Below are 26,223 nucleotides of genomic sequence, written 5' to 3'. Positions count from 1 at the left end.
GATCCATTATGAGTGACCATACTGAAAGACTTTATCACATATTTATTGAATCCTTTCTACCTCTGCTAAAAGCAGGGGTAGCTTTTACCATTCCTTTAACATTAGTTTCATTTGCAATTGGTCTTGTCATCGCCTTTGTAACAGCGCTCGTTCGTATCTCCCCTGTCGGTCCATTAAGAGGCATTGCCCGCTTCTATGTCTGGATCTTCAGAGGAACACCGCTGATTGTGCAATTATTTATTATCTTTTATGGACTGCCAAGTATTGGCTTGACACTTCCACCTTTTACCGCGGGTGTCATTGGCTTCTCATTAAGCGTCGGCGCTTATGGATCAGAGATCATCCGCGCAGCCATTCTTTCAATTTCCCAAGGGCAATGGGAGGCTGCCTATTCAATCGGCATGACGAAGAGACAGGCATTGAGACGCATCATTGTTCCACAAGCATTAAGAGTGTCTGTTCCACCTTTATCTAATTCGTTTATCAGTTTGATAAAGGATACGTCGCTTGCTGCTAGTATTACTGTAACTGAAATGTTTCAAAAGGCCCAAGAAATTACAGCACGATATTATGAGCCCATGCTTCTTTATTGTGAAGTTGCATTGATTTATCTCGTTTTTAGCACCGTGCTTTCTCATTTTCAAAATCGCCTGGAGCATTATTTTGATTCAAAATCGGCCAAAAAAGGAAGTTTATTATGATTGAAGTCAAAGCCATTCAAAAATCTTTTGGAGAGCATCATGTCCTCAAAGGTCTTGACTTGACTGTCAAAAAGGGACAGGTGACTGTTATCATCGGTCCTTCGGGATCGGGTAAAACCACCCTATTAAGATGTATGAATCTATTGGAAATTCCTACAAATGGGACCCTCCGTGTAGGCGACATCTCCTTGACCTTTGAAGAAAATGTTCAGCCAAAGCCAAAGGATATGCTCGCCCTGCGGAGAAAATCAGGCATGGTTTTCCAATCTTATAATCTCTTTCCACATATGACTGTTTTACAAAACATCATGGAAGGTCCGGTCATCGTCCAAAAAAAAGCAAAGGAAGAAGCTAAAACGACCGCGCTTCAATTATTAAAGAAGGTCGGCTTGGCCGATAAAGCGGATGCTTATCCTGATCAGCTTTCAGGAGGACAGCAACAACGTGTAGGTATCGCCCGTGCCATGGCAGTTAACCCTGAAGTTCTACTTTTCGATGAACCTACTTCAGCTCTCGACCCTGAGCTCGTTGGTGAAGTATTAAAGGTGATGAAAGAGCTCGCTGTAGAGGGGATGACCATGGTTGTTGTCACACATGAAATGAAATTCGCCGAAGAGGTGGCTGATAAGGTCGTTCTATTAGATCAAGGGAAAATTTTAGAACAAGGTGAACCCTCTGAACTCTTTAATCATCCTAAGCATGAGCGAACACGCGCCTTCCTGTCTCGACTTATCAATCCCATTTGAACCAACCACCCATGAGGCTGGGACATAACTAGTCAAAATAAATGAAAAAAGGTTCCCGTTATCTATTTTTGGATGATGGGAACCTTTTTTAGTTGAATTATTATCATTATCGATAGTTGTATTTAGCGTTTTGGCAGTGTACTTTCTTAAGTTCACTGCCATGAATACAAACCCTAACTCATTTTCTACTTTCTCTTTGCCTCGCACTGACCCTCGATGATTCCCTTCCCTCGCTTTTCGCACTCATGAACTTTAAAAATGGCTTCTCCCTCAATCAACTTTTCCTGAACAAGCTGACATCAACATTGCCAATTCCAATGACAAACAGAATTTTATACTTTTTAATTCAAAAGAGTGGAGCCTACCAATTTTTTGGTAGGCTCCACTCTTAATTTGCTGGGTTTTGCCCCAGCCTCTTTTTAATGATTAATAAGAGAAAGAGACTAACACATTGAGGGATATAGGAGAAGCAAAAAAGGATCTCTTTACGTTTTACCTCCCCCTCTTGCCTTACCCTTTCCAATGAATGCTGTAAAAAATCGCTACGCCGATCCCTTAAATTGCATAACATTCCCGCTTTTTTTATAGCGTCTAAGGATTTCTAAATCAACATCGCCAACCACAACTGTCTCAATATTCGGTGAGCATTCTCCGACAATGCCATCTCTAGGAAAAGGAAAATCAGACGGAGTGAAAATTCCCGATTGAGCATATTGTATATCCATATTTTCAACGGAAGGAAGATTGCCAACCGTTCCTGTAATCACCGTATATATTTGATTTTCAATCGCCCTTGCCTGCGCGCAATATATGACTCGTAAATAACCTTGTCATTCATCAGATGTATTATAATTCCCTATTTTAGGCTTTCTCAAACGCTGTCGAAAGGGTTCGTTTATTCTGTTAAATAATCGGGAAATAGAAAGAAGAAAGACGAAAACGCCACATTAATGCTATAATATAGGTGTCCATTATTTTTTAGAAATGAAATGAAAAGAACTGCATACAATAAAAAAGTGATCGTAGGTGGGGGCACCTACGATCGAACGCTAAGAGCTTCCAAAGGGGAGCAAGTACAATAGGCGTTCGCAGACACAGGAGCGTAGCAAACGTTTCTTCCAATAGACCGCCCCTCTGTCAAAGCGCGGTCTATTTTTTCTTGTCCAATAAAGCCGTGATCAACACCCCGAAATTGAGCATGATCATCAACGCTTCGAATACGGACATTTGAAGCACCCCCTAACAGGAATGCACTTGGCCCTTGGAAGACTCCTACCGTTAGTCTATTATATCAAATTTCTTTCCATAAAAGAACGAATATTCCCATTATTACAATAATTGGTGCGAAACTACTATTTTTTTATAGGTATATTCTCTTATGCTTTACTTTATGACAGAAACCTATTTCAGCGGGAGGTATGGAGGTATACAGATGCTGCATAGCACGATATAATATATGTGAATGCAGAGCGTCGTAGGTGGGGGACACCTACGACGAGCGACAGAGATAGTGCATTCATAGGATTACACTGAGCTTATATTGCTTCACCAATGGCCACCCTATGATAGGTGGTCTATTTTTGTTGATTAATCAAGGTGATAATCAGCATCCCGAACGTCAGCATCATGGTTAAGGCTTCATAAACAGATATCCATAACACCCCCTTAAAAAAGCAGCCATCTCGTATCGCAACTCTATTATAGCAAAGTTTTCACAAAAACAAGAACATATATTCTCTATCGGTCCAAAAATGTGTCTTTAGCACCACATATAACAGAGGATCGAAACGAACACCTGTACGACTTCAACCCATCAAGCCATACATTCTTTAACAAAGCCCTTCACCTCGCTGAACGGGCTCAGACTCTTTGGCTGACCGAGCTCTAGATACTTTGTTCCCCATCACCACATTAAAGAAGTCATTTTAGAAAAATAGAGTTTATTAAAAAGCTGGACGAATACCCAGTTCTTTTAGATGAGCAATGTCATAAAATGTGCATACTCGCTTGTTAGTGGTAGCCTTTTTTATATTTGACAAGTGGCTTTTGTTAAAATGCTATCCGCATTTGTTGCGCCCGCACCTCGCTTCGGAATATCTTTGTTAACTTCAGAGCTTTTGTGTTATCTGGGACGACCCTTTTGTGTAAAATGACCTTTACTTTGGTAGCCCTCCCCTCTCCTTCATTACGTTCAGACTGGCAAGATTTTGGCATACCATTCTTTTAAAGCACCGCTATCTTGTTTATTAAAGGGCGTAGAAAGAGAAGGTGTTTTGCCACTTTATAGACCCAAGATTTCATTTTTTTATCTCGTCAAAAAGGGCTGGGACAGAAGTCTTCAGCTCATAGAGAATCCGAACGCATTCACAATTTTGAAGGGTTGCGTTCGGATTTTTAAGTGAGTGATGAACCGCTCTGTCAAACTACTCGCTTTCTTCATGCCCACACGATCTAGGTAGGATCGGCGTTCGACACACCACCGTGGTCCCCGAAAAGTGCTTTTTATTTTTTGGGGTGGTAGTGATGTGCGCGCTTCGGTGCTATCACATGGATGTGACGCACTTAGCCGAAGTGCCTTGAAGAATGAAAGAGACTTAGCCAAAGTTCGCTTTAAGGATTTCCAAGTCGCTTAGTCCCAAGAATCCCCTATTCCTGCATCTGCTCGACTTGCTCGTCGTCAGCTTCCTCGGAACACTGCCTTGTTTAGTCGTGAAATACTCCTCCCCCTGTTCCCGTAGGAGTCTCCGTATTTTGACTACGCTTCCCGTTTCCCTGGTTACTTATCTTCGGTATTTGGCTGATTTCTTTTCATCTTGTCTCACTCTCTTTATTTCTTTAGTGACTTAACATTTTGATAATCCGCTCACCAATTTCTGCAATCACATGTCTGCCTTCTCCATTCTGGTGAAGACCGGTTAATAATACGGCGACATACGCCTTCTTTGAATGGTGGAGAATCATCCCGACGTCGTGTTCAACTCCGTGGATTTCACCTGTTTTATGAGCAATGATGGGGTCATTATCATCATAGCAAACAACTTTAGCAGGCAGTTTATTAGCCAGTTGCTGAGCTTTCAAAATCGACCAAGCCAATTGCCGACTTTCATAACTTAATAAAGGCCCCTCTGCGATTTGCTTCAGACAACATAGCATATCGCGAGCAGAGGTGACATTTGTTTTCCCCTCCTGCATTGCCTCCTGGTTAAACAGACGTCGCTGTAATACCGTATCTGCACAACCTATATCCAAGCATAATGTATTAATTGCGTCCATGCCGAGGAGATCAATTACCTGGTTGGTTGCCGTATTATCAGAAACAATCATCATTAACGTAAGTAAATCCTTGAGCGTCCAGTATGGTGCAGATAAGTAGGAGATCACACCTGAGCCCCCCACTCTCTCTTCATTAGAAATATGGAATTGTTGCTCGAGATCAACACAGCCTAAATCAGCTTGTCTCAATGCTTCCATTAAAATCGGGATTTTGATCAGACTGGCTGCTTCACAGGGGTGATCTGCTTGCCAGTTTACGCCGACGTCATTATGCTCAATTGCTATACTATAATGGCCAGAAAATGAGTCAAGAAGCGCATCAACTTCCTTCTTTAGCCCATTCATCGCCTCAGTCATTGTCATGCCCTCCAATGTGGACAGCCATCGCCTTCTCTTTTCTCATCGGTTTCTCCTTATTTAAAAGATGACAGGCAACATAGTGATGGTCATCAATTTCCTTCCATTCAGGCTTATGCTGGGCACAAATCTCTATAGCAGCTGGACAGCGCGTCCGGAAGACACAACCACTGGGGGGATCTACAGGACTGGGAATCTCACCCTTTAGAATGATGCGTTCTCTCTTATCCTCTATTTCAGGATCTGGAATTGGGATAGCGGATAATAGAGCTTGCGTATAAGGGTGTAAAGGCGTTCGATAAAGCTCTTTACTGGATGTGAGCTCGACAAGGTGTCCAAGGTACATCACGCCAATGCGATCACTAATATGCTTAACCATAGATAGGTCATGGGCAATAAATAAATACGTGAGCTCCCGTTCTTTTTGCAAGGCCTTCATTAAGTTGACGACTTGAGCTTGAACAGAAACATCTAAAGCAGAGATGGGCTCATCCGCAATAATAAATTCAGGGTCTACAGAAAGGGCTCTTGCAATCCCAATACGCTGGCGTTGTCCGCCACTAAACTCATGAGGATAGCGATTCGCATGATCCGGACTCAAGCCGACTATGTCCAGTAGTTCATGAATCCTGGCCTTTCTTTTTGTCCCTTCGTATAGACTGTGAACATCCATAGGCTCCGATAAAATTTCAGCAATCGTTGAACGTGGATTTAAGGACGCATAGGGATCCTGAAAGATCATTTGACTGCGTTTGGTCAGCCTTAACCGCTCTTTTTTTCCGAGCTGATGAACATCTTCACCATCCAAAAGGACTTGTCCCGCAGTCCTTTGATACAGCCGCATCATGGTTCTCCCGGTTGTCGACTTGCCACAGCCAGACTCACCAACTAATCCAAAAGTTTCCCCTCTTAATATATGAAAGGAAACATCGTCGACAGCTTTAAGCTGCTTTCCTTTGCCCATATCAAAATATTTCTTTAAATGCTTGACTTCAACCAGTTTATCGCTTCGTGTCATATGCCATACCCCCAAACATTCTTCCAGTAGACAAACTTAGTGATAGCGCCTTGCTAAACAAAATTCTTTGGCATACACAGTGCCTTCTAATGAGATAATTTCAACAGCCTTTCCTGTATTGGGCGCATGTATCATACACCCATCGCCATAATAAATTCCCACATGATGTATCCTTTTTTTGTCAGCATTATGCGAGAAAAATAATAAATCACCAGGCTCAAGCTCCTCCATCGAAACCCGCTTTCCATGATCAGCTTGATCATGGGCATCGCGAGGGATACGATACCCGTTGGCACGACACATGGTATAAGAAAAACCTGAGCAATCAAACCCAAAACCTGACATTCCTCCCCATAAATAAGGAAGGTTTAAAAAGAGTTCAGCACACTCCACAATCTGGTCTCCACCTTTTTGTGGCACTCCTTCATCATAAGTATACGTTTCAACATCTGAAGCATGTAAATATCTCTCACCATTCGGGGTCCATACCCTGACCAAGGCCTTTTCCACTGCTACTATTGGCAGATAAGTTTCGTAGCTTGCGAGCATTTCTAGTTGTTTATGGTCATCATATAAAGGACATAAAGGCGTTTTAACAATAGCAATTGCTCCTTCTTTTGGCGGCATTTGATTAGAAAGCTGAGCCTTTGGCATCCATCCTGGATAGCCTCTAGGGTCTTTGGAGGAGGGCTGGTCTAATATAACGACCTGGGCCCAGTCCCCTTTTTCTTCAATCACTTGAACTGTTTGCCCCAACAAAGCTTGAGATTGTACAAGATTTTGACTGCTAAGAGCTGCTCGCGCTTCATGACTAAGCGCATTCAACCATTCACTGATTGCTGGTGATGAAACGATGACAGGACGATCTACATCCCTTGCCGATTCTGATGTCGACCAAAGTGTTGCCACATTGACACGGACACAGGCCTCATGATTCATGCTCTTCCCTCCCTATATCCACACTTTTGATACCAAGTCCATGTGCCCCCGTAAGTTTTAGTATGCTGCCATTATAGTGCACGCCCCCCTGCACAATCTCTTTGGATAACATAAGCGGAGCGTCAAAATCATAACAAATAATATTTTGTTTACTTGCAGCAAAATGTGCGGCCGCAGTGATCCCTAATTTTGTCTCAATCATACTGCCAACCATACACTTAACACCACAAATCTGGGCCATATCATTAATTTTTTGCGCAGAATATATCCCACCTGCTTTCATCAGCTTAATATTAATCATATCGGCAGCTCTTTTGCTTAATACTTCAAAAGCTTGTTGGGGTGAAAAGACAGATTCATCTGCCATGATCGGTGTTAAAACGGCATCTGTCACCCTCTTTAATCCATCTATATCATGAGCTTTAACCGGCTGTTCCACCCAGTCGATATCTAAGCCCAAGTCCTCCATTTTTTGAATCACCCGAATGGCCTCCTTAACCTCCCAGCCTTGATTGGCATCAAGGCGTAGCCTAATTTTCGGACCGACACGCCTGCGTACTTCTGATACCCGTTCAATATCCTCTGCAATAGACGCCTTGCCCACTTTCACTTTAAGAATACTGAACCCATCTTTAACATAATGAACAGCATCCTCTCCCATTTCGGATGGAGAGTTGACACTAACTGTATAATCTGTCATAAATTCCGACTGATAACCGCCAAGAAATTGATAAAGAGGCATGCCAGCCTTCTGAGCGAGACAATCATAAATGGCCATATCCAGCGCCGCCTTCGCACTACTATTATGAACCAATGCACGGTCCATAGCGTGAAAAATAGCTTCATAGTTGAGTAGACTTTTTCCGATAATCAACGGTTTCAATACATCATGGATTGCAGACTCAATGCTAGCAAGACTATCCCCAGTAATCACAACAGTTGGTGGGGCCTCGCCCCAACCGACAAGGCCATTATCACAGGTCAATCTGACAACAAGCACATCTGCAGTGTATACCGTTCGTAGAGCAGTTTTAAATGGCTTCTTTAATGGAACACTAAGACGATATGTTTTTAGTCTGTCTACTTTCATTCGCCTAACACCTTCTCTATTCATTCTTAAGAAAGATTCATAAAATTAAGCTCCCCAGACTAGCCATCGTTCCTTTATTCTATGCTATTTGTAGCCTATACAGCTCTTAAATGTGAAAGAAAGAGAGGAGATCTCTCTCCCCTTATAGCCTTCTTATTTATTGGACTTGGGCCCATTTTAATTCTAGGTAGCCAACAGGATGACGAACGATGCCTTTGACATTGTCTTTTTGCAGGTACTCCTGATCATAAAACTTAATAGTAAAGATAGGGGCTTGATCAAATAAAATATCCTCTGCCTGATGCAAATCGGCATTCCGTTGAGCTTCATCTGTTTCTTTCTGGGCTTGCGCGATCAATTGGTCATATTGCTTGTTACTCCACCCTGTTCGATTCATGCTAGAGTCTGTTGTGAAGCTAACGAGATAATTAATCGGATCGGCATAGTCAGCAAGGAACGAGCTACGCGAAAGCTGGAGTTTTAATTTCTTTTGTTCATCAGAGAAGACATTCCATTCCATATTGGCAAGCTTTACGTTGATCCCCAATGTCTTTTTGAACATTTGCTGTAAGGCTTCTGCAACCTTTTTATTAGTATCATCTGTACTATAAGTCAAAGTGACCTGCGGCAATGTCTTATAGCCTTCTTCTTTCATGCCCTCCTTAAGAAGCTGCTTGGCTTCTTTGGCATTGAATGCATTATAGGATTTGCCTTCACTTCGAAAATCCTTCCCTGAGGTATCGACAATCCCTGGCGAAACAAAGGCATGAGCCGGCTTTTCTTGACTTTTTATAACATACTTAATAAGTTGTTCTTGATCCACTGCCATTGCAAAGGCTTTGCGAATCTTTGCATTTTGGAAGGGTGCCATTTTTGTATTAAAACGATAAAATTCAGTCCCAGCTTGTGAACTTACCTTTACTTTCCCTTGTTTAAAGAGTTGATCCGAGAGATCTGCTGGCACACTTGATTCATCTAATTGACCGGATTGAAACATCTGATATTCCGTGTTGGAATCATTGACCATTGCCCAATCGACTTCCATAAGCTTAACAGTGTCCGCATCCCAGTAGTTTTCGTTTTTCTTCATCACCATTTTGCTATTATGAACCCATTGTGTCAGTTTAAATGGACCGTTGCCTACAAAAGTCTTGGCTTCTTTAAACCAATTCGGATTCGCTTTTGCTACCTTCTCATCAATGGGGAAGAAGCAAGGGTTTGTAATAATATTCAGAAAGGATGGATTAGGATCTGTTAAGGTGACTTTTAACGTATGGGCATCACTCGCTATAACCTGTACGTCATCAGCGCTGCCTTTTCCGCTATTATACGCCGTTGCTCCAGCAATGGGGTCTCCTAGAAAGGCAGCAGGAGATGCCGTCTTTGGATCTAACAGGCGCTTCCAAGCATAAACGAAATCGTTCGCGGTAACGGGATCCCCATTTGTCCACTTGGCATGTTGTCGTATATGAAAGGTATACGTTTTACCATCCTTTGATACATCCCAGCTTTCCGCCATAGCCGGTGCGGCTTTGTTATCCTTCCCTAATCGTGTTAAACCCTCCATTATATTATTGAGTGCATTCCATGAAACGGCATCAAACCCTTGGGCTGGATCAAAGGAAGTCGGTTCATTGCCATTATTGAGATGGAGGACTTTTTTTCCACTTGATGCCTTGGTTTTTCCATCGCTACTTCCCGAGGATGAGGACTGTGTTGTTGAACAGCCAACAAGAGAGAGCGCTAAAAGCAGAGTACAAATTAGATTGAAACGCTTTTTCATCCTATTAACCCCCATATTCTTATTTTTAGTCGACTTATACTTCTCCAGTAAAGGTCACTTGCTTGGCGCGTTCATCTTGGAGCCAGCAATCCACCGCATGATCAGAGCTTATAGCCGTTGTTATCGGCTGATACTGCTCACAAACCTCCATCGCAAAAGGACAGCGCGCAACAAATGGGCAGCCTTTAGGTGGTGAAAATAAATCAGGTGGCGTCCCCGGAATAGGAATTAGCTCATCCTCTTCACTGTCCATTCTTGGAATGGAATGCAATAACCCCTTCGTGTAAGGATGCTGCGGTCGATAAAAAATATCTTTTCTACGACCGATCTCAACGACTTTCCCCGCATACATAATCGCGATCCGATCAGAGACTTGAGCAACCACACCCATGTCATGTGTAATTAAAATGATAGAGACACCCGTCTCTCTCTGAATTTCTTTGAATAACTCCAAAATCTGTGCTTGGATGGTAACGTCCAAAGCCGTTGTCGGTTCATCAGCTATTAAGATCGATGGCTTGCAAACAAGGGCCATTGCAATCATGATTCTTTGCCTCATGCCTCCACTAAATTGGTGAGGGTATTGCTTCAATCGCTCTTTTCCATTGGCAATACCCACCCAATCGAATATTTCCAATGCCAATCGTTCTGCATCATGCCGCGAGATGTTTTGATGCCGTTCAACCCCCTCTATGATTTGTTTACCGACTGTCAGTGTCGGATTAAGAGAGGTCATTGGATCTTGAAAGATCATTGAAATGTCCGAGCCACGAATATCTCGCATCTGCTTCTCTGTCAAACGTGTTAAATCCTTCCCCTTAAAGCGGATGGAGCCTTTAGTTATATTGCCCGCTGTCAAACGCATGATACTCTGTGATGTCACGGTTTTTCCACATCCCGACTCACCTACAATTGCTAACGTTTCTCCTCTATTTAAGGTAACATTTACCCCGCGAACGGCCTGTACCTCTCCACCGTAAGTGGTGAAGGAGACGTGTAAATCCTTGATTTCAAGTATAGTCTCACTCAAGCTGTTCACCTCCGAAGTTTAGGATCAAGCGCATCTTGTAGACCATCACCTAGTACATTAAATGCATACATGGTTAATGAAATGATAAATGCTGGAAAAAAGAGCGTCCACCAATACCCTGTCAATATCGCCGATAGACCATCATTAGTCATGAGACCTAAACTCGCATAGGGCGGCTGAACGCCCAATCCTAGAAAGCTTAGAAAGGCTTCTGAAAATATAGCTGAAGGAATCGTCAAAGTCATTTGCACAATGATTGTTCCCATCGTATTTGGGAGTAGATTTTTTCGAATGATGCGCCGTGTCCTTGTCCCAAAGGTTTGCGACGCCAATACAAATTCATAATTTTTGATCTGCAAGACCTGTCCTCTAACGATTCTGGCCATGCCGACCCATCCTGTCGCAGTAAGCGCAACGATAATGGTGGATAAGCCTGGTCCCATAACGACCATCAAAAGTATAACCATCAGCAAATAAGGCAAGCCATAAAGGATCTCAACCATTCGCATCATGACATTATCGACTTTTCCACCCTTATAACCGGAAATTCCTCCGTAAATCACACCAATAAAGAGATCAATAAAGGCAGCTATAAAACCAACAAATAGGGAGATGCGTGCGCCATACCACGAGCGGGCAAACAGATCTCTACCTAAAGCGTCGGTACCAAACCAATAGGTTTTTGAAGGAGGTAAATTCTGATCCGTTAAAACCTGCTTTGTTGGACTATGAGATGAAAAAATGGGTGCAAAGATAGCTAATACGACAAGAATGATGAGCAACACAAGCCCCGTCATAGCCAGCTTGTTTTTACGCAACCGTCTCCAAGCATCCTGCCAATAATTTAAGCTGGGGCGGACAACAGCTTCTGCTTCCACTTTTCTCCGCCTTCTTTCCGTAAAGAGATGGTCCGGAATAGAAATAGAGACGTGATCGGAGAATGTCTCATCCTCATTGACATTTTTTAATGCCATAGCGATTACCCCTCCTTCTTATGGAGCTTAATTCTTGGATCGAGAAAGCCATAAGCAATGTCCACCAAGAAGAGCATGATGATCAGAAAGCCACTATAAAAAACCGTTGTTCCCATGATGACAAAATAATCCCTACTGTTAATGCTGTCGACAAAATATTTTCCCATACCAGGTATCGCAAAAATCTTTTCTATAACAAAACTCCCTGTTAAGATGCCAGCAGTTAAAGTACCCAAAATGGTGACAACCGGGAGTAAGGCATTGCGCAGAGCATGGCGAACGACGATTTTATAAGGGGATAGCCCCTTAGCTCGCGCTGTACGAATATAATCCTGTGTTAGGACTTCTAGCATGCTCGATCGTGTTAAGCGGGCAATGATGGCCATAGGGCCTGTCGCTAAAGCAATTGTCGGCAGGATCACATGCTTTGGGCTTGACCATGTGGCAGCAGGGAGAACATGCCAATGTACAGCTAACTCTTGAATTAATAAGGTAGCCATGATGAAATTAGGAACGGATATCCCTATCACAGCAAGTGTCATCGCCAAATAATCGATGATACCGTTATGTTTTAACGCGGCGAGGACACCTAAAATCACCCCTGAGAGCACAGCTACCACCAAAGTCATCATCCCTAGTTCAAAAGACACGGGAAACCCTTGGGCTAATAATCCATTCACGGTTTGTCCCGGCTGAGTGATGGACATTCCGAAATCAAAATGCAGTAAAGACTTGAGATAACTGAGATATTGAAAAGCAATAGGCTCATTCAGATGGTAATGCTCCATTAGATTCTTTTGGACAGCAGCATTCGTATTTCTTTCTTGATTAAAGGGTGACCCAGGTGCGAGATGCATTAGAAAAAAAGTCAAGGTGACAATCAGCCATAACGTGATGATCATGGCGCCAAAACGTCTCAGTATGTAAGTGACCATCTATTCACTTCCTTATGAGTATGTTGCTTTTTTCTGAATTCCCCATTCTTTATATGGCTTCACAAGTCAATGCTTGTACACATCCTTTTTAGTCGTGAGTCCCCTCTCCCCCTTTTTATTACAGGTTATCTGTTTGGCTTTTCCATTTCCTTTAGCGAAACTCCTGTCTGTCTATAAAAAACCTTTGTCCAAAAACGACTGTGGCAGTGTACCTCTATATATTAGAGGCGCACATTGCTTTCCATCTAGGTTGTATACTCTATGCATCAATTGGTAAATATATTAATATTTTTAATATTAACAAAAGTGAAATATAATAGCTATGATCCTATAGAACTATGCTCTTAGCCTTATATATGAAAGAGAGTGAGACAAAACGAAAAGAAATCATCCGAATACCGAACGATAAGTAGCCACGGAAACAGGAAGCATAGTCAACATGCGGAAGGAGACTCCTATGGGGACAGGATGAGGGGTTACTTCACGACTAAACGACGCATTGTTCCTAGGAAGCTGACGATGAAACAAGTCGAGCAGATGCAGGAACAGGGAATTTTTATTCATAAATATTTTGGAACACAGATAAAACCATTCCAAAATGAGCAGAGGCAACTAAGGACGATCGGCTAAAAACGTCACGTCCTGTGACAATGCCGACCCTACCCACATCGTGTGGGCATGAAGAAAGCAAGCAGTCTGGAGCGGAAATCCGCACCGTCCTCATGATCAGAAATTTTATACTTTTTTTCTTTTAAAAAAACCTATCGTTTGAACGATAGGTGGTAGGGCTTATACGCCCCTTTTATTGCCCCATAAAAGGGTGTGTACTTGTGGCAGAACACGAACATTATTCATTGCTGTACTTGCAATGGTCTTATCAACTAACCATTCATATCTCCCTAATAAGTGCTGAGTGAGCGCGACTGTATCAGTTGATGTAATATCGTCATTACCAACTTGAAGAAAAAAAGGCACATCCTTATAACGACTATGAATATCTGTAGCATATTCAAAATCAGCGTCATCAAATACAACCACTTTTAAACTCGTATTGTTTTGCGGCCTGAGCTGTTCGATAATCTGATCCAACACATTAAAATTCGTCTTCATGCCTGAGCTTGGTGGTTTAGGGGATAAGGTCAGATCATCAATATCAAGCATCCATGGCTGCCATCTAGAGCCTTGGGTTTCTAGAGCAGTTTGGATTCCCTTTGTGTGTAAGAGCTGAACCAGTTCACCGATCGCTGATAACAGTGCAGGGTTGCCTCCTGAGATCGTGACGTGATCAAAACGCTCACCCCCTACCGCAACGAGCTGGTCCCATATTTCATCTGCCGTCATCTTCTGAATGTCAGCCTTGCCTGAACCATCCCAAGTGAAAGCCGAGTCACACCATGAACAGCGATAATCGCAGCCAGCGGTCCGCACAAACATCGTTTTACGTCCAACAACCATCCCCTCCCCTTGAATGGTTGGTCCAAAAATTTCAAGGACAGGTATGCTATTCACTTTCCATCCACTCCCTTCTCACTTCGGCAAAGCTTGTTGGCGTCTCATAAAGACGAACGCTTTCCACTCTTAATCCCTGCGAGTTTCCTTCTCTAGCTTCCAAAGCTTTTTGCAGCTCTTCATAGATCCAAACCACCATGTTTTCTGCCGTTGTATTCATGTTAGGCAGCGTTTCATTTAAATAGCGGTGATCCAAATAAACTTCAATCTTTGATTTCCAAATCGCCTTTAACTCAGAGAAATCAATGACGAGACCAATCTCATTCAAGTAACCACTGACGGCAAGAATAACTTGATACGTATGCCCATGTAAATTTTTACATTTGCCTTCATAGCAGTGCAAATGATGGGAGGCATCAAAAGTGAACGTCTTGCTGACCATGACCCGCTTATGATGATATTTTAATTCCTCTCTCTGAATATCACGATCTATTTTTTGCAAACCTTCTACAATATGAAACTCCATTATTTATCCACCTTTTCACGGGTTGTTAAATATTTTTCTAAGCCTTGATTACGAAGCTTACAAGCTGGGCACTCCCCACAGCCATCGGCAATCACACCATTATAGCAAGTCAACGTTTTCTGCCGGACAAAGTCTAGCGCACCTAGTTCATCTGCTAACCCCCAAGTTTGAGCTTTATCCAACCACATGAGTGGTGTATGAATAACAAATGGCTTGTCCATTGACAAATTCAGTGTCACATTCAAAGCCTTCACGAAAGCATCGCGACAATCCGGGTAACCACTAAAATCCGTTTCACACACACCCGTAATAATATGCTTTGCCCCAATTTGATGCGCTAAAATCCCGGCAAACGATAGGAAAATAAGATTTCTTCCTGGAACAAAGGTCGATGGTAAGTCGCCATTTTCACCTTCGCTTACAGCGATATCCGTCCGAGTTAACGCGCTTGGTGCGAGCTGATTTAATAAGGACATATCTAATATATGATGCTTAACACCTAGTTCTCTGGCAATGTTAGTGGCACATTCAATTTCTAAGCTGTGCCTTTGATTATAGTTGAAGGTCACTGCCTCAACTTCTTTAAAGTGCTCCTTTGCCCAAAATAAACAGGTCGTGCTATCCTGACCTCCACTAAATACAACCACTGCCTTTTCATTCTTCATCATCTACTGAGCTCCTTTAATTCACCTTTTTAAAACGAAAAAAACGATGTATCAAAAGCATTTCATTTGCGCAAAAATCAAGAAAAAACAGCCCCCTAAGAAAAGAGTGCTGCATCTTCTTAGTTTTTTAAAGAGGGTAGCTAGAACCTCTACCGAATGGCATCATTCGGATTTTTATTCCATTTTACTTCTCATCAAGCGAGCCTCAAAAGTAAGACAAAATAAGAAGCATACTTTTCATCTATCATCACAATAATATAATATAGCATAAACCTTGTAGAGTTTAAACTTATAAGTGCTTTAATCAATCATCCACATAAAATTCTGAAAGGAGAGATGAGAATGCCTTATGTGAATAGCTATGAGGAACAAGCCCATGTTTTATTTGATCACTTTAAGCAGGCAGAGGTTCATTTAAATGAAAAAAGCAAAGCGCTGATTACCCATTGCCTGAAAGAAGCCTATGAAAATGGCTATGCAGATGGTCGAGAGGATGAAGACGAAATCACGGAAAAGCCGATAAGTGGGTAACCCTAGCATACTTTTTACTTCCTATCCGCTTATAATCCCAATGCTTACCGCCATGGGAAATGGCGGCGCAGCTTTTATAAATGAAAAATAGAAGCGCTTGTCATGACTGAATAAGTAGCAGACCGGCTTCTATCTTCCCTTGTTAATATGAGATTATCGCTGGAACACCTTTTCAGCGATTGTATAGGTTTCCACGACTTGGCGGTTCACCTCATAGCCTATTCCTGGTGCATCAGGCACCTGTATTTCACCATTTTTTACAGTAACCTCAGGATCAATAATATCTTGATACCAATAATGAGAGGACCCCGCCGTATCACCTGGTAATGTGAACTGCGGCAATGCTGTCAATGCAATATTATGCGCTCGCCCCACTCCAGCTTCAAGCATCCCTCCACACCACACAGCCACGCCATGCTGCTTACAGAGATCATGAATCTGTTTAGCTGCAGTTAAGCCACCCACACGACCTATTTTAATATTGATCACCTGACAGCTTCCAAGCTCAATCGCATGACGGACATCATCTAAAGAATGTATGCTTTCATCAAGACAAATTGGTGTTTTTAGCTGCTTTTGCAAACGCGCATGGTCAATGATATCATCATGAGCCAATGGCTGTTCAATCATCAACAACTGAAACTGATCAAGCTGTTGCAGATGTGCTGCATCCTCTAATGTGTAGGCGGAATTGGCATCAACCATCATCGCGAGTGTCGGAAACGCCTGTCGAATCGCTCTAATGTAATCAATATCTTGACCGGGCTTAATTTTAAATTTAAATCGCTTGTAGCCTTGCTCTAGCTTCTCTTCAATTTGCTTAACAAGCTTAGAAAAGGAATCCTGTAAGCCAAGACTCACACCAACAGCAATAGATGTTTTATTTCCACCTAGAGCTTTAGCCAGCGAGAGCCTCTGCTTTTTTGCATATAAATCCCACACGGCTCCTTCGAGTGCCGCCTTAGCCATGTTATTGCGACGGATTGGATCAAATGCACGATTCACTTCATCAGGGTGACCGATGTCCATTTTAAATAATATCGGAATCAGCACATCTTCTACCATGTGCTCGGTCGTCTTCACGGTCTCCTCAGTATACCAGGGATAATCCATAGCAACAGATTCTCCCCAGCCATTCTGACCTGATTGATCAATGGCTTCAATCAATAAAAACGTTTTATTCTGCACCGCCCCGTAGCTTGTGACAAACGGCTGCTTCATCCGCATCTTCAATTTTCTTACAATAATTTTTTCAAGACGGATTGCTTTAGACACGCTCTATTTCCTCCCTAGAACATCACTCCCTATCATTATAGCTTAACGTTTCAGGGATTGCTTGCTGAGGGGTTTTTCTCATATTAAGAAAGAACGTGAGCTAAGCGGCCATTTTCATCGGTTGATATTTTGCTTTTAATGCCGACCAACCTAAAGCTAAAAAATAACAAAGGGCTTCGAAAGCCGTGATGTAAAAGCTAACGGGAGCACTGGTCAAATAACTTAACGTGAGTCCGACCCAAACTCCAAGAACCGCTAACACCGCTGAAACAACAATCATCATGAAAACAGATTGGGTGATGTGCCGTGCCGTCGATGCTGGTATCGTCATCAGTGCAAAGACGAGCAATGCCCCCACAATTTGCACCGCTTCTGCTACACCGACGGAAAGTAATAATAGGAAGGCTACGGAAATAAAGCGAATGGGCAAGCCAGCTGCTTCTGCACCGACAGGATCAAACGAGTCAAACTTTAGCATTTTATAGCCAAGAGTAAGCAAACATAATAGGGCAGCTGTTAAAATGACAATCACCCATACATCTTTTAAACTAATCCCGACAACACTTCCAAATAATATTGTTGACGTAAAGCTTCCCGATTGCGGAGTTAAAGCTAAAAATAAAATCCCCAGTCCTAAAAACACACTGAGCATAACACTGATCGAAGCTTCTCTTCTAAAGAATTTCACACCCATGCGTCCAATGGATAAGGCTCCCACCGTCGTAAATAACAACAAGCCTTCTAAAGGATCCCAGCCTACATAGATGGCAAAGGAAGCACCTGAGAAACCAATATGAGAAAAGGAATGAGTAATGAACGAAAGACCCCTCGCCATGACAAAGACACCGATAGCCCCGCACATGATCGCGACAATCGTCCCAGCAATAAAAGCGTGTTGCATAAAATCATAGTGAAACATAGCTTACCCTCCATATCTCATGGTTTCTACCGCCGTTTGCGCCATCCCATTGACGTGTTGAAGCTGATACAGGACATCCAGATTGGCGTTGTCAATGATCTCCTCTGCACTTCCAACGGTATAGTGCCCACGTGTTAAATACAGAACCCGGTGGGAATACTTAGAAACCAAATGAATATCGTGACTGATAAATAGCGTGCTGATATTCTGTTGCACACATAGTTCATGCACAAGAGAAGCCATCTCCTCTTGTGCCTTTGGATCTAGGTTGGCTGTCGATTCATCCAGTAAGAGAACATCCGGATTTCTTACCAACGCTTGTGCTAAAAACACTCTTTGCTTTTCACCACCAGATAACTTTCCAATTGGCTGTTTGGCTAAATGGCTTGTGTCGGTTAACTCCATCGTTTCTTTTATCACTGCACGATCCCTTTTTGTCAGCCAAGGTCTTAAGCGATGCGGCAAACCGAGCGAAATAAAATCCCAGGTTTGAATGGGCATCTCTTCATCAATGGCTCTTGCCTGCGGAACATAGCCGATGACAGGTCGCCTGTCATTATGTGTTATTTCTACCGTTCCATGTTGTGGTTTAATGACACCTAAAATCACTTTAAGCAGCGTAGATTTCCCGGCACCATTAGGCCCAATAATTCCAAGCATTTCACCGGGCTGTACGGAAAAAGAAAGATGATCTAAGAGTTTTTCACCATTGATGTAGACATCAATCTGGTCGACACAAAATTTTTTAATCATGATGGTTCTGTCTCCTCCTTAGAGACTCATTTATTGCCCCTGAGCGTTCTCAACTTGTTTTAATTCATCTGTCATCCACTGCACATAGTCTTTTCCTGCTGGCAGTGTTTCTGTCACTTTGACAATCGGAATATTATTTTCTTTTGCTAGACTTGAAAGTTGTTTAACTACTGGGCTTTCCACTTGCGTATTTTGTACGAAAAAGGCAACCTTTTTATTTTTAAGGTCATTTTTCATTTGCGCAAGGTCTGCTGGTGCTGGATCGGTCTCTTCTTCAATTGCCATTGAAAATTTCTCATTGTCCACTTGATAGTTCAACGCTTGTAACATGTAATCAAAAACAGGCTCTGTTGTTTCAACCTTTTTAGGTGTATCTTGCTTTAACTTGCTGACCAAATCCTGTAAAGGCTGGATAGATTTCTTATACTTATCCGCTTGTTGTTTATAGTAATCTGCATGAGATGGATCAAGTTTTGCTAGTTTATCAGCAAGTGCATCCGCTAATGTTGGCATCGTACTTGGTATATACCAGAGATGCTCATTATCGCCCTCTTTTTTATTCAATAAGTCATCACCAACACGAATCACGGTTTTGTCACTTGCATTTGACGAAGAGGAAATTAATTTATCCATCCAGTTATCATAGCCAATACCATTGTATATCAAAACCTGACCGTTATTGACAATTTTGCTTGTATTCGCAGTAGGTTCAAAATCATGGGGATCAATATTTGGTTTATCGATGATCGATGTCACCTTAACATAATCGCCACCAACAGCTTCCGCAACTTCACCATAAAAGTCTTCAACCGCCACAATTTGAATTGGATGCTTAGATGTATCTTGATTTGAAGAACTGCTATCCTGCTGACTTGCTGTGCTCTTACTTGAATCATCCTTCGAAGTGTTGCTCGATGAGGATGAACTACATGCGGATAATACTCCCACGCTTAAACTAAGAATGAGTACAACAACTAGAAAACTTAACCTTTTCATTTATGTTCCCCCTGTTCAATTCTATGAATATGTAATCGTAGTAATTACGATTTATAACGAACAAGTTAAATAGTAAAGGTTACGATTTAAAAAGTCAACCCTAGAGCCTAAAAAAAATGAATACAATATTTTTTGATTTTTGTAGAATCCGTCAGAATTTATAGTAAAATATGATTAGCAGTCGCACCGAAATGCTAGATTCTTTTCACGATACACGCCTTATAAAACGCATTGATATCAATTTTTTAGGTGAGGATGATAGCCCATTGTCTACCCTTTCATCAAGTGCTCTAAAAGTGATCGAGCATTTAGAGGCTAACCGTGAGCAGTTCATAGAGGAATGGAAGAACCATAATTATATTCACGAAGAAGATATCTACAAAGACAGAGCACCTGAAAATGCCCTGGCAATGTATCATCTATTTGTAAGATCATTAACCCACACCCTTTCCCTACAGGAAATACAAAAGCTTGCAGATAAAGTAGCACATGAAAGAGCCGAGGCCAACATTAATATTGGCGATTTTGTCTATAACGTCAATCTTGGTCAAAGCATATTAATTCATTTTATCAACCGATCTGGTATTGATGTTAAGGACTTATATTCTATCATTGATGTGCTGAATACTACTTTTAATGAATTTACCTACTATGCCGTTAAGAAGTATACAGAATTAAAGGAAAAAGATTTACAAGAGAAGGTCCTGTATATCAACCAATCCCATAAAGAGCGCTTATCATTATTAGGACAAATGTCTTCTAGCTTCGTTCATGAGTTTCGCAACCCGCTCACTTCAGTAATGGGCTTTGTTAAACTATTAAAATCCGGTAAGAACGAACCTATGTATTTAGATATTATTGAACATGAGTTAAGTCAGCTCAATTTTAGAATCACTCAATTTCTTCACACCTCAAAAATTGAGTTTGTAGAAAAGAATAAGAAGGATGTCATTCTTATTCTTCTCATTGATGAAATTTTGGACTTTATCTACCCGAGCTTATTGGATGGCGATATAGAAATCGTCACCGACTTCAAATACACTAAAGCCGTTCATGCCAGCGAGGATGAGCTTAAGCAAGTCTTTATCAACATCTTATTAAATTCTATTGATGCCGTAAAACTCATGTCTTCTCCTCGAAAGATTTACATCTCCTGTCAAAAGGAAGAACAAACGATAAAAATCAGTTTGTCCAATAATGGACCAGCTATTCCAGAGCACACCCTAAAAACCATTTTTGAACCGTTTTATACCACTAAAGAGTTGGGAACAGGGATTGGCTTATACGTCTGTAAAAAGATCATTGAAAAACATGGGGGACATATCGACTGTCAATCCGATGCCACACGAACCACCTTTGATATTTATCTCCCCATTGCATAACATGCCTAAACGCCACCCCCCAGTAGATTAGGCTTTTTTCACAGGAACATTTGCCACAACCTGACATATCTTAATAAGGAAATAGAGACCTATTAAAAAAGGAGAAATGGCAATGTATCCTGAAAGGCAGCATGGGATATATGAAGGGAGAGTTTGGGGGCGCCCTATTCCGCCTTACTGGGGTCCCTTTCGTCCTCCGATTTTCCCGCTCCCTGTTCCATTACCTTATCCACCAATTTATCCTTACCCCCCTTATCCCTACCCCTATCCTTATTAGTAATGAATGGGAGATTTAGCGACCATAAAACAAAGAGAGGGAATGACAGTTTTGCCGTCATTCCCCATTCACCTGTAAAATTACCTCTCTCATAAATTCTAATGACAAAAACCGACATAAACCACCAGTATGTATCGACCACTCTATTAGGTACTCCTGATATCATTTTTCAAATGACACACTAGACTGCCCTTAAATCTCAGCTAACGAAAAACAATTTTCACTTAAATAAACGAAAATTTAGACTTCCTAATACCGTAAAAAAAATGTCGATTTATCATTTTATATGACGAAAAGTTTGTTAGACTAGTAGATAAAAGAATCATGTCAAATGTATTGGAAGTGAAGCTTTGAAAGCCATAACACTCAAATCTATTATTCTTGTTACGCTATGCCTAGTTTTAAGTGCTTGTTCAGCGAAAACCTCGACAGAAGTCCACCAAGGCTCAGAAGATGAATCATCAGCCAAGAAAGTGGAAAATCACAAGTCCCCAGAACCTGAAAAAAATAATCACACATCACCACCAAATAAAACAGACAGCTCAAAAAAAGGCGAGCCTTTTAAAGCACTCCCACCAGCAAAAGATGCTAAAGCATTTAAAACACATTATACAGCAGAAGAGATAACAAAAATGCCCAAGCTTGAAGCACATGGAAACGGGCAGGAACGCAGCATTCCCATCGGACAAACCTTATTAAAGGGCATGGCGGATCAAACGGCGGGTCCACTTCACCATTATCGGATGGTATCCTTTTATGGCAATCCCCACTCCAAACAAATGGGGGTTTTAGGTGAATATCCGCCAGAGACTTTGATGAAAAAATTAATTCATCAAGCTGCTGCCTATTCCAATGCTGACCCATCTCATCCGGCCATTCCAACCCTTGAGCTTATCACAACAATCGCCCAGCGTGATCCCGGATCTCAAGGCTTGTACTATCATGAAACGCCAGAAAAGGATATCCAAACCTTTGCTAAGCTTGCTAAGGAAAACGGTGCGATTCTGCTTTTAGATGTTCAATTGGGACGCGATACGCCAATCCATCAAGTTAAGCTATTGAAAAAGTATTTAAAGCTCCCTTATGTTTATTTAGCAATTGATACAGAATTTCATGTACATAAAGGACAAGTTCCAGGAGTAAATCTTGGCCATATTAATGGCGCAGACATTCAAAAAGCTGTGAACTATGTCTCGAATCTCGTTGAAAATAATCATCTGCCAGATAAAGTGGTTGTCGTCCATCAATTTAAGGGCGATATCATTCAAAATAAACAAGCCATTAAACCGACGAACCACATCGAGATTGCTCTAAATTACGATGGCTTTGGCATTCCGGGAAGTAAAATGGCAAGCTACCGAGGCTTAGTCCGAAACGAACCCGTACAGTACGGCGGTTTTAAACTCTTTTACAAAAATGATCAGCCTTTACTTCAGCCAAAACAAGTGCTTCAGCTTGATCCCGCCCCTGCTGTCATTGATTATCAATAAACTCCCACCCACTTCCAAAAGCGCTTTCCCCTATTAAGTCCCTTGATTGACTTTTAATCTGCGGCATAAAGGGGAGCCTATCTCTTATAGAGGTGGGTGCTTTTTATGTTTAACTCACCAGGGGCAAAAGCAGTTCACTTGAAGCGAAAGGAACACTGCAATAAGCATATTATTAGACGATGGCTTAGAATCGCCGTATCATTCTAACAGAATCCTACTTGAAATGAGGGAATAAAGTGAGTTCGCATTCATACAAACGATTTAATGGTATCCCATTATCCATTCTGGATCTGGCGCCTATAAATGAAGGCAGTGACCCTGCACAATCCTTTAAACACACGGTTGACCTAGCTCAGGCTGGTGAGCGTTGGGGGTATAAACGTTATTGGGTTGCTGAGCATCATAATATGCCAGGCATTGCTAGTTCAGCCACATCTGTTGTCATCGGTCACATTGCCAGTGCCACTCAAACCATTCGCGTTGGTTCAGGTGGTATTATGCTCCCTAACCACGCCCCCATTGTCATTGCAGAACAGTTCGGGACATTAGAATCCATGCACCCCCATCGAATTGACCTTGGTCTGGGCAGAGCACCAGGAAGTGACCAAGCCACGGCTTATGCTCTTCGCCGCACACTCCACAGCAGTCCAGATGATTTTCCTGAACAAGTCGAAGAGCTCCAAGCCTATTTTGAAGGAAATGCTCGAGTGCACGCCTATCCTGGGGAAGGATTATCGATTCCAATCTGGCTTTTAGGTTCAAGTGGGTTCAGCGCACAGCTAGCAGCAGCCAAAGGTCTGCCCTTCTCTTTTGCAAGTCACTTTTCGCCTGACTATACGCTACCAGCTCTACACCTTTATCGCAGCCAGTTTCAACCCTCTGCTATTTTAGACAAACCCTATGCGATGGTGGCTGTCAATATTTTTGCAGCGGATACAGAAGAGCGAGCCAAATGGTTAGCAACCTCCCAGCAACAACAATTTTTGAGCTTACGCCGTGGACAACCTACTGCCTTAAAACCACCTATTGATAACATCGACGAGGTCTGGTCAGTCACTGAGAAGCACGCTGTTGAGCAATCCCTACTTTCACCAGCTACCATTATTGGTACAAAAGAGACCGTAAAAGCAAAACTCAATGCATTTCTCGAACAAACGGAAGCCGATGAGATTATTGTTAACTCACAAATCTTCCACCATAACGATCGCTTACGTTCCTTTGAAATTGTGAGCGAGCTAATGGAATAAAAACTTACTTGCATCTAGGAGAGCCAAGTGATACTAGGACATGGCTCTCCCTTTTAACATATTGAACAGATGGTCATTAACACCCAAAGAATCTTCGCAGTGCTTCTGGCACTGGGCGGCTTTGTCGCGTTTTTGCATCCATTGTGACACATGTCACCCGGGCATCTGCACAAAGCTCACCATTTTGATTCATAATCTCTTGAACCATCACATAGCTTGTATTGCCTACCTTGTCCGGACGGGTTTTAATTCTAAGGTGATCTCCTTGTACGCATTCCTTACGATAATTGACATTAATGTTGACTGTCACAGTCTGAATGCCCATTTTTAAGAAGACAGCATAAGTCAAACCTACTTTTTCATACCATTCCTCTCGTCCCCACTCTATGTATTCCAAATACTTGGCATTATTCACATGACCATTGACATCAATCTCTGTTGAACGGACAATAACATCTAAATCCACTTCCATTAAAATTAACCCCTTAATATCAACTTTTCCTTTATTATATCACGATGCTTCTTATCGGTAGATTGGGCTAAAAGACGCGAGACTCTGGTGGGAACAAGAGATTTTGAGTCATAAATATTTGAGAACCCTTAAAGAGCTGCGACTAAAACCATTACATCCATGTGCCGGCACCGAAGCTGATAGTCTGAAATAGTCCCCAGCTATTCAGACTCTGAACACCAGCTAGACCAATGACTGTCCGAAGTCTTACCTCTTCTTAGAAAAAATCAGCTTAATGGGCTGACTTCTATAAAAATCTCCCTCACCAAAAGTGAAGGAGACTGTTCAAAGCAAAGCACATCTTATTTCATGCCATCTGGATAGATCATTACTTTTAAAGTCGTCTCTTTTGCTAGACGCGCTTTCTCTACAGCTTCTTTAATATCATCTAATGCAAAGCGGTCGGTAATAATACCACGAATATCTGTATCTGAATGCGCTAATGCTTGAATGGCCGCCGGATAGGTATTCACATAGCGAAACACACCGTAAATATCAAGCTCTGCATCCACTAGAGCAGCAACATCCATTGGAATGGCACTTTGCACTGGGAGACCGACATAAACAATGGTCCCCCCTCTATTAACGAGATGAATCGCATCACTTACCGCTTTCTCATTGCCTGAGGTTTCAATCAGCTTATTCACTCCACGACCACCGGTCAACGCCTGCAGCTGTGCCGCACTATCACCTTTAAGAGGATGAATCGTACCATTAATACCTAATTTCTCGGCAGCTTCTAATCGAAAATCGATCACATCACTCGCATAGATTTCTGAAGCCCCAAAGAGTTTTGCTGCTTGAATAGCCAATAAACCAATAGGACCCAATCCCTGAATGAGCACGCGATCTCCCGGACCAACCTTACCGCGTTTCATCGCATGAAAGCCGACTGAAAAAGGCTCGATGAGTGCTGCCTCTTCATCGCTCATACTATCGGGGATCTTATGTAAGAAATCACTGCGAATGCTTACATACTCTGCCCAAGCACCGTCTACCGGAGGCGTTGCTAAGAATTGGACATCGGGACACAGATTATAGCGTCCAGCCTTACAGTAATCACACGTACCACAAGTAATTCCGGGCTCCACAGCCACCCGATCTCCCGGTTTGATACCGCTTACGTTTTCACCAACCTCAATGACTTCACCAGACAGCTCATGCCCTAGAATAATCGGTTTTTCTACAACATAGCGTCCAATCTTTCCGTGTTCATAATAATGTAAATCCGAGCCACAAACTCCGATACAGGCAACCTTGATTAATGCCTCATCAGCTTGTGGAACAGGTCTTTCAATTTGATGTACATCAATGGATAATGGCTTTTCTAAAATCGCTGCTTTCATATCCATTCCA

25 protein-coding genes, 2 pseudogenes and 1 riboswitch are annotated in these 26,223 nt (G+C 42.2%); of the genes and pseudogenes, 6 read left to right on the top strand and 21 right to left on the bottom strand.

Annotated features, from left to right (window positions below):
* The first annotated feature begins 8 nt into the window (after positions 1–8).
* Positions 9–701 (top strand): amino acid ABC transporter permease, encoded by a 693-nt coding sequence (locus IEW82_RS04095; protein ID WP_188689582.1) that lies wholly within the window; start codon positions 9–11, stop codon positions 699–701.
* Positions 698–1,447, top strand: coding sequence for an amino acid ABC transporter ATP-binding protein (locus IEW82_RS04090; protein ID WP_188689579.1), 750 nt, complete (start codon positions 698–700; stop codon positions 1,445–1,447). The genes IEW82_RS04095 and IEW82_RS04090 overlap by 4 nt, the downstream gene beginning before the upstream one ends.
* Here the strand turns inward: IEW82_RS04090 and IEW82_RS20375 are convergent.
* From IEW82_RS20375 to queC, 15 genes and pseudogenes are all read right to left on the bottom strand, one after another.
* A pseudogene (locus IEW82_RS20375) lies at positions 1,358–1,666 on the bottom strand (hypothetical protein); the annotation flags it as partial. The gene IEW82_RS04090 and the pseudogene IEW82_RS20375 sit on opposite strands and share 90 nt — an antisense overlap.
* Positions 1,667–1,976: 310 nt before the next feature.
* Positions 1,977–2,277, bottom strand: a pseudogene (locus tag IEW82_RS04085) (carbon-nitrogen hydrolase); the annotation flags it as partial.
* A 319-nt stretch (positions 2,278–2,596) separates the two neighbouring features.
* Positions 2,597–2,674 carry a putative holin-like toxin gene (locus IEW82_RS20370; RefSeq protein WP_373285696.1) on the bottom strand — a complete coding sequence of 26 codons (78 nt, stop codon included), beginning with the start codon at positions 2,672–2,674 and terminating at the stop codon, positions 2,597–2,599.
* 347 nt (positions 2,675–3,021) lie between these two features.
* Entirely contained in the window at positions 3,022–3,108 is an 87-nt protein-coding gene (locus IEW82_RS20365) for a putative holin-like toxin (protein ID WP_373285695.1), read from the bottom strand.
* Positions 3,109–4,282: 1,174 nt separating this feature from the next.
* The gene (locus IEW82_RS04080) at positions 4,283–5,077 is read right to left on the bottom strand and encodes a serine hydrolase (protein ID WP_188689576.1); all 795 of its coding nucleotides are present in this window, start codon (positions 5,075–5,077) and stop codon (positions 4,283–4,285) included.
* Complete coding sequence (locus tag IEW82_RS04075; RefSeq protein WP_188689573.1) at positions 5,070–6,095, bottom strand: ABC transporter ATP-binding protein; 1,026 nt, start codon at positions 6,093–6,095, stop codon at positions 5,070–5,072. Before IEW82_RS04075 ends, IEW82_RS04080 begins: the two co-directional genes overlap by 8 nt.
* 36 nt (positions 6,096–6,131) lie before the next feature.
* Positions 6,132–7,034, bottom strand: a complete 903-nt coding sequence (locus tag IEW82_RS04070) for a C40 family peptidase (protein WP_188689570.1) — start codon at positions 7,032–7,034, stop codon at positions 6,132–6,134.
* The gene (locus tag IEW82_RS04065; protein WP_188689565.1) at positions 7,024–8,124 is read right to left on the bottom strand and encodes a mandelate racemase/muconate lactonizing enzyme family protein; all 1,101 of its coding nucleotides are present in this window, start codon (positions 8,122–8,124) and stop codon (positions 7,024–7,026) included. The genes IEW82_RS04070 and IEW82_RS04065 overlap by 11 nt, the downstream gene beginning before the upstream one ends.
* A gap of 157 nt (positions 8,125–8,281) precedes the next feature.
* Positions 8,282–9,907 carry a peptide ABC transporter substrate-binding protein gene (locus IEW82_RS04060; protein ID WP_188689562.1) on the bottom strand — a complete coding sequence of 542 codons (1,626 nt, stop codon included), beginning with the start codon at positions 9,905–9,907 and terminating at the stop codon, positions 8,282–8,284.
* A gap of 34 nt (positions 9,908–9,941) precedes the next feature.
* Positions 9,942–10,937, bottom strand: coding sequence for an ABC transporter ATP-binding protein (locus tag IEW82_RS04055; RefSeq protein WP_188689560.1), 996 nt, complete (start codon positions 10,935–10,937; stop codon positions 9,942–9,944).
* A gap of 5 nt (positions 10,938–10,942) precedes the next feature.
* Complete coding sequence (locus tag IEW82_RS04050) at positions 10,943–11,911, bottom strand: ABC transporter permease (RefSeq protein WP_188689558.1); 969 nt, start codon at positions 11,909–11,911, stop codon at positions 10,943–10,945.
* Positions 11,912–11,916: 5 nt separating this feature from the next.
* Complete coding sequence (locus IEW82_RS04045) at positions 11,917–12,846, bottom strand: ABC transporter permease (protein WP_188689555.1); 930 nt, start codon at positions 12,844–12,846, stop codon at positions 11,917–11,919.
* A 789-nt stretch (positions 12,847–13,635) separates the two neighbouring features.
* On the bottom strand, positions 13,636–14,355 hold the full coding sequence (gene queE / locus IEW82_RS04040; protein ID WP_188689552.1) for a 7-carboxy-7-deazaguanine synthase QueE: 720 nt from the start codon (positions 14,353–14,355) through the stop codon (positions 13,636–13,638).
* Positions 14,348–14,821 carry a 6-carboxytetrahydropterin synthase QueD gene (gene queD, locus IEW82_RS04035; protein ID WP_188689551.1) on the bottom strand — a complete coding sequence of 158 codons (474 nt, stop codon included), beginning with the start codon at positions 14,819–14,821 and terminating at the stop codon, positions 14,348–14,350. The genes queE and queD overlap by 8 nt, the downstream gene beginning before the upstream one ends.
* On the bottom strand, positions 14,821–15,486 hold the full coding sequence (gene queC / locus IEW82_RS04030) for a 7-cyano-7-deazaguanine synthase QueC (RefSeq protein ID WP_188689792.1): 666 nt from the start codon (positions 15,484–15,486) through the stop codon (positions 14,821–14,823). Before queC ends, queD begins: the two co-directional genes overlap by 1 nt.
* A 113-nt stretch (positions 15,487–15,599) precedes the next feature.
* Positions 15,600–15,642: riboswitch (PreQ1 riboswitch) on the bottom strand.
* Positions 15,643–15,828: 186 nt separating this feature from the next.
* On the opposite strand from queC, the gene IEW82_RS04025 reads away from it, so the two are divergent.
* Complete coding sequence (locus tag IEW82_RS04025) at positions 15,829–16,017, top strand: hypothetical protein (RefSeq protein WP_188689548.1); 189 nt, start codon at positions 15,829–15,831, stop codon at positions 16,015–16,017.
* Positions 16,018–16,170: 153 nt separating this feature from the next.
* On the opposite strand, the gene menC is transcribed toward IEW82_RS04025, so the two are convergent.
* The 4 genes from menC to IEW82_RS04005 form a co-directional block, all read right to left on the bottom strand.
* Positions 16,171–17,292, bottom strand: a complete 1,122-nt coding sequence (menC, locus tag IEW82_RS04020) for an o-succinylbenzoate synthase (RefSeq protein ID WP_373285691.1) — start codon at positions 17,290–17,292, stop codon at positions 16,171–16,173.
* A 100-nt stretch (positions 17,293–17,392) separates the two neighbouring features.
* A complete protein-coding gene (locus tag IEW82_RS04015; protein WP_188689544.1) occupies positions 17,393–18,211 on the bottom strand; it encodes a metal ABC transporter permease in 819 nt (272 codons plus the stop codon).
* A gap of 3 nt (positions 18,212–18,214) precedes the next feature.
* Positions 18,215–18,964, bottom strand: a complete 750-nt coding sequence (locus IEW82_RS04010; RefSeq protein WP_188689540.1) for a metal ABC transporter ATP-binding protein — start codon at positions 18,962–18,964, stop codon at positions 18,215–18,217.
* A 30-nt stretch (positions 18,965–18,994) separates the two neighbouring features.
* Positions 18,995–19,960, bottom strand: coding sequence for a metal ABC transporter solute-binding protein, Zn/Mn family (locus IEW82_RS04005; protein ID WP_188689537.1), 966 nt, complete (start codon positions 19,958–19,960; stop codon positions 18,995–18,997).
* 191 nt (positions 19,961–20,151) lie between these two features.
* On the opposite strand from IEW82_RS04005, the gene IEW82_RS04000 reads away from it, so the two are divergent.
* The 3 genes from IEW82_RS04000 (at position 20,152) to IEW82_RS03990 (ending at position 24,356) form a co-directional block, all read left to right on the top strand.
* The gene (locus tag IEW82_RS04000; protein WP_188689533.1) at positions 20,152–21,342 is read left to right on the top strand and encodes a histidine kinase N-terminal domain-containing protein; all 1,191 of its coding nucleotides are present in this window, start codon (positions 20,152–20,154) and stop codon (positions 21,340–21,342) included.
* A gap of 627 nt (positions 21,343–21,969) precedes the next feature.
* Positions 21,970–23,109: a hypothetical protein gene (locus IEW82_RS03995; RefSeq protein WP_188689529.1), complete on the top strand. Its 1,140-nt coding sequence runs from the start codon at positions 21,970–21,972 to the stop codon at positions 23,107–23,109.
* Between the two features lie 236 nt (positions 23,110–23,345).
* On the top strand, positions 23,346–24,356 hold the full coding sequence (locus IEW82_RS03990; RefSeq protein ID WP_188689526.1) for an LLM class flavin-dependent oxidoreductase: 1,011 nt from the start codon (positions 23,346–23,348) through the stop codon (positions 24,354–24,356).
* Positions 24,357–24,432: 76 nt separating this feature from the next.
* Here the strand turns inward: IEW82_RS03990 and IEW82_RS03985 are convergent, their stop codons facing one another.
* Together IEW82_RS03985 and IEW82_RS03980 are read right to left on the bottom strand one after the other, a co-directional pair.
* The gene (locus IEW82_RS03985; RefSeq protein ID WP_188689523.1) at positions 24,433–24,828 is read right to left on the bottom strand and encodes an acyl-CoA thioesterase; all 396 of its coding nucleotides are present in this window, start codon (positions 24,826–24,828) and stop codon (positions 24,433–24,435) included.
* Positions 24,829–25,169: 341 nt separating this feature from the next.
* Positions 25,170–26,213: an NAD(P)-dependent alcohol dehydrogenase gene (locus tag IEW82_RS03980; RefSeq protein ID WP_188689520.1), complete on the bottom strand. Its 1,044-nt coding sequence runs from the start codon at positions 26,211–26,213 to the stop codon at positions 25,170–25,172.
* Positions 26,214–26,223: the final 10 nt, after the last annotated feature.

Origin of the sequence: Pullulanibacillus camelliae (assembly GCF_014642655.1) — a bacterium.
GTDB classification, from domain to species: Bacteria; Bacillota; Bacilli; order Bacillales; family Sporolactobacillaceae; genus Pullulanibacillus; species Pullulanibacillus camelliae.
This window is presented reverse-complemented; position numbering and strand designations above follow the sequence as displayed.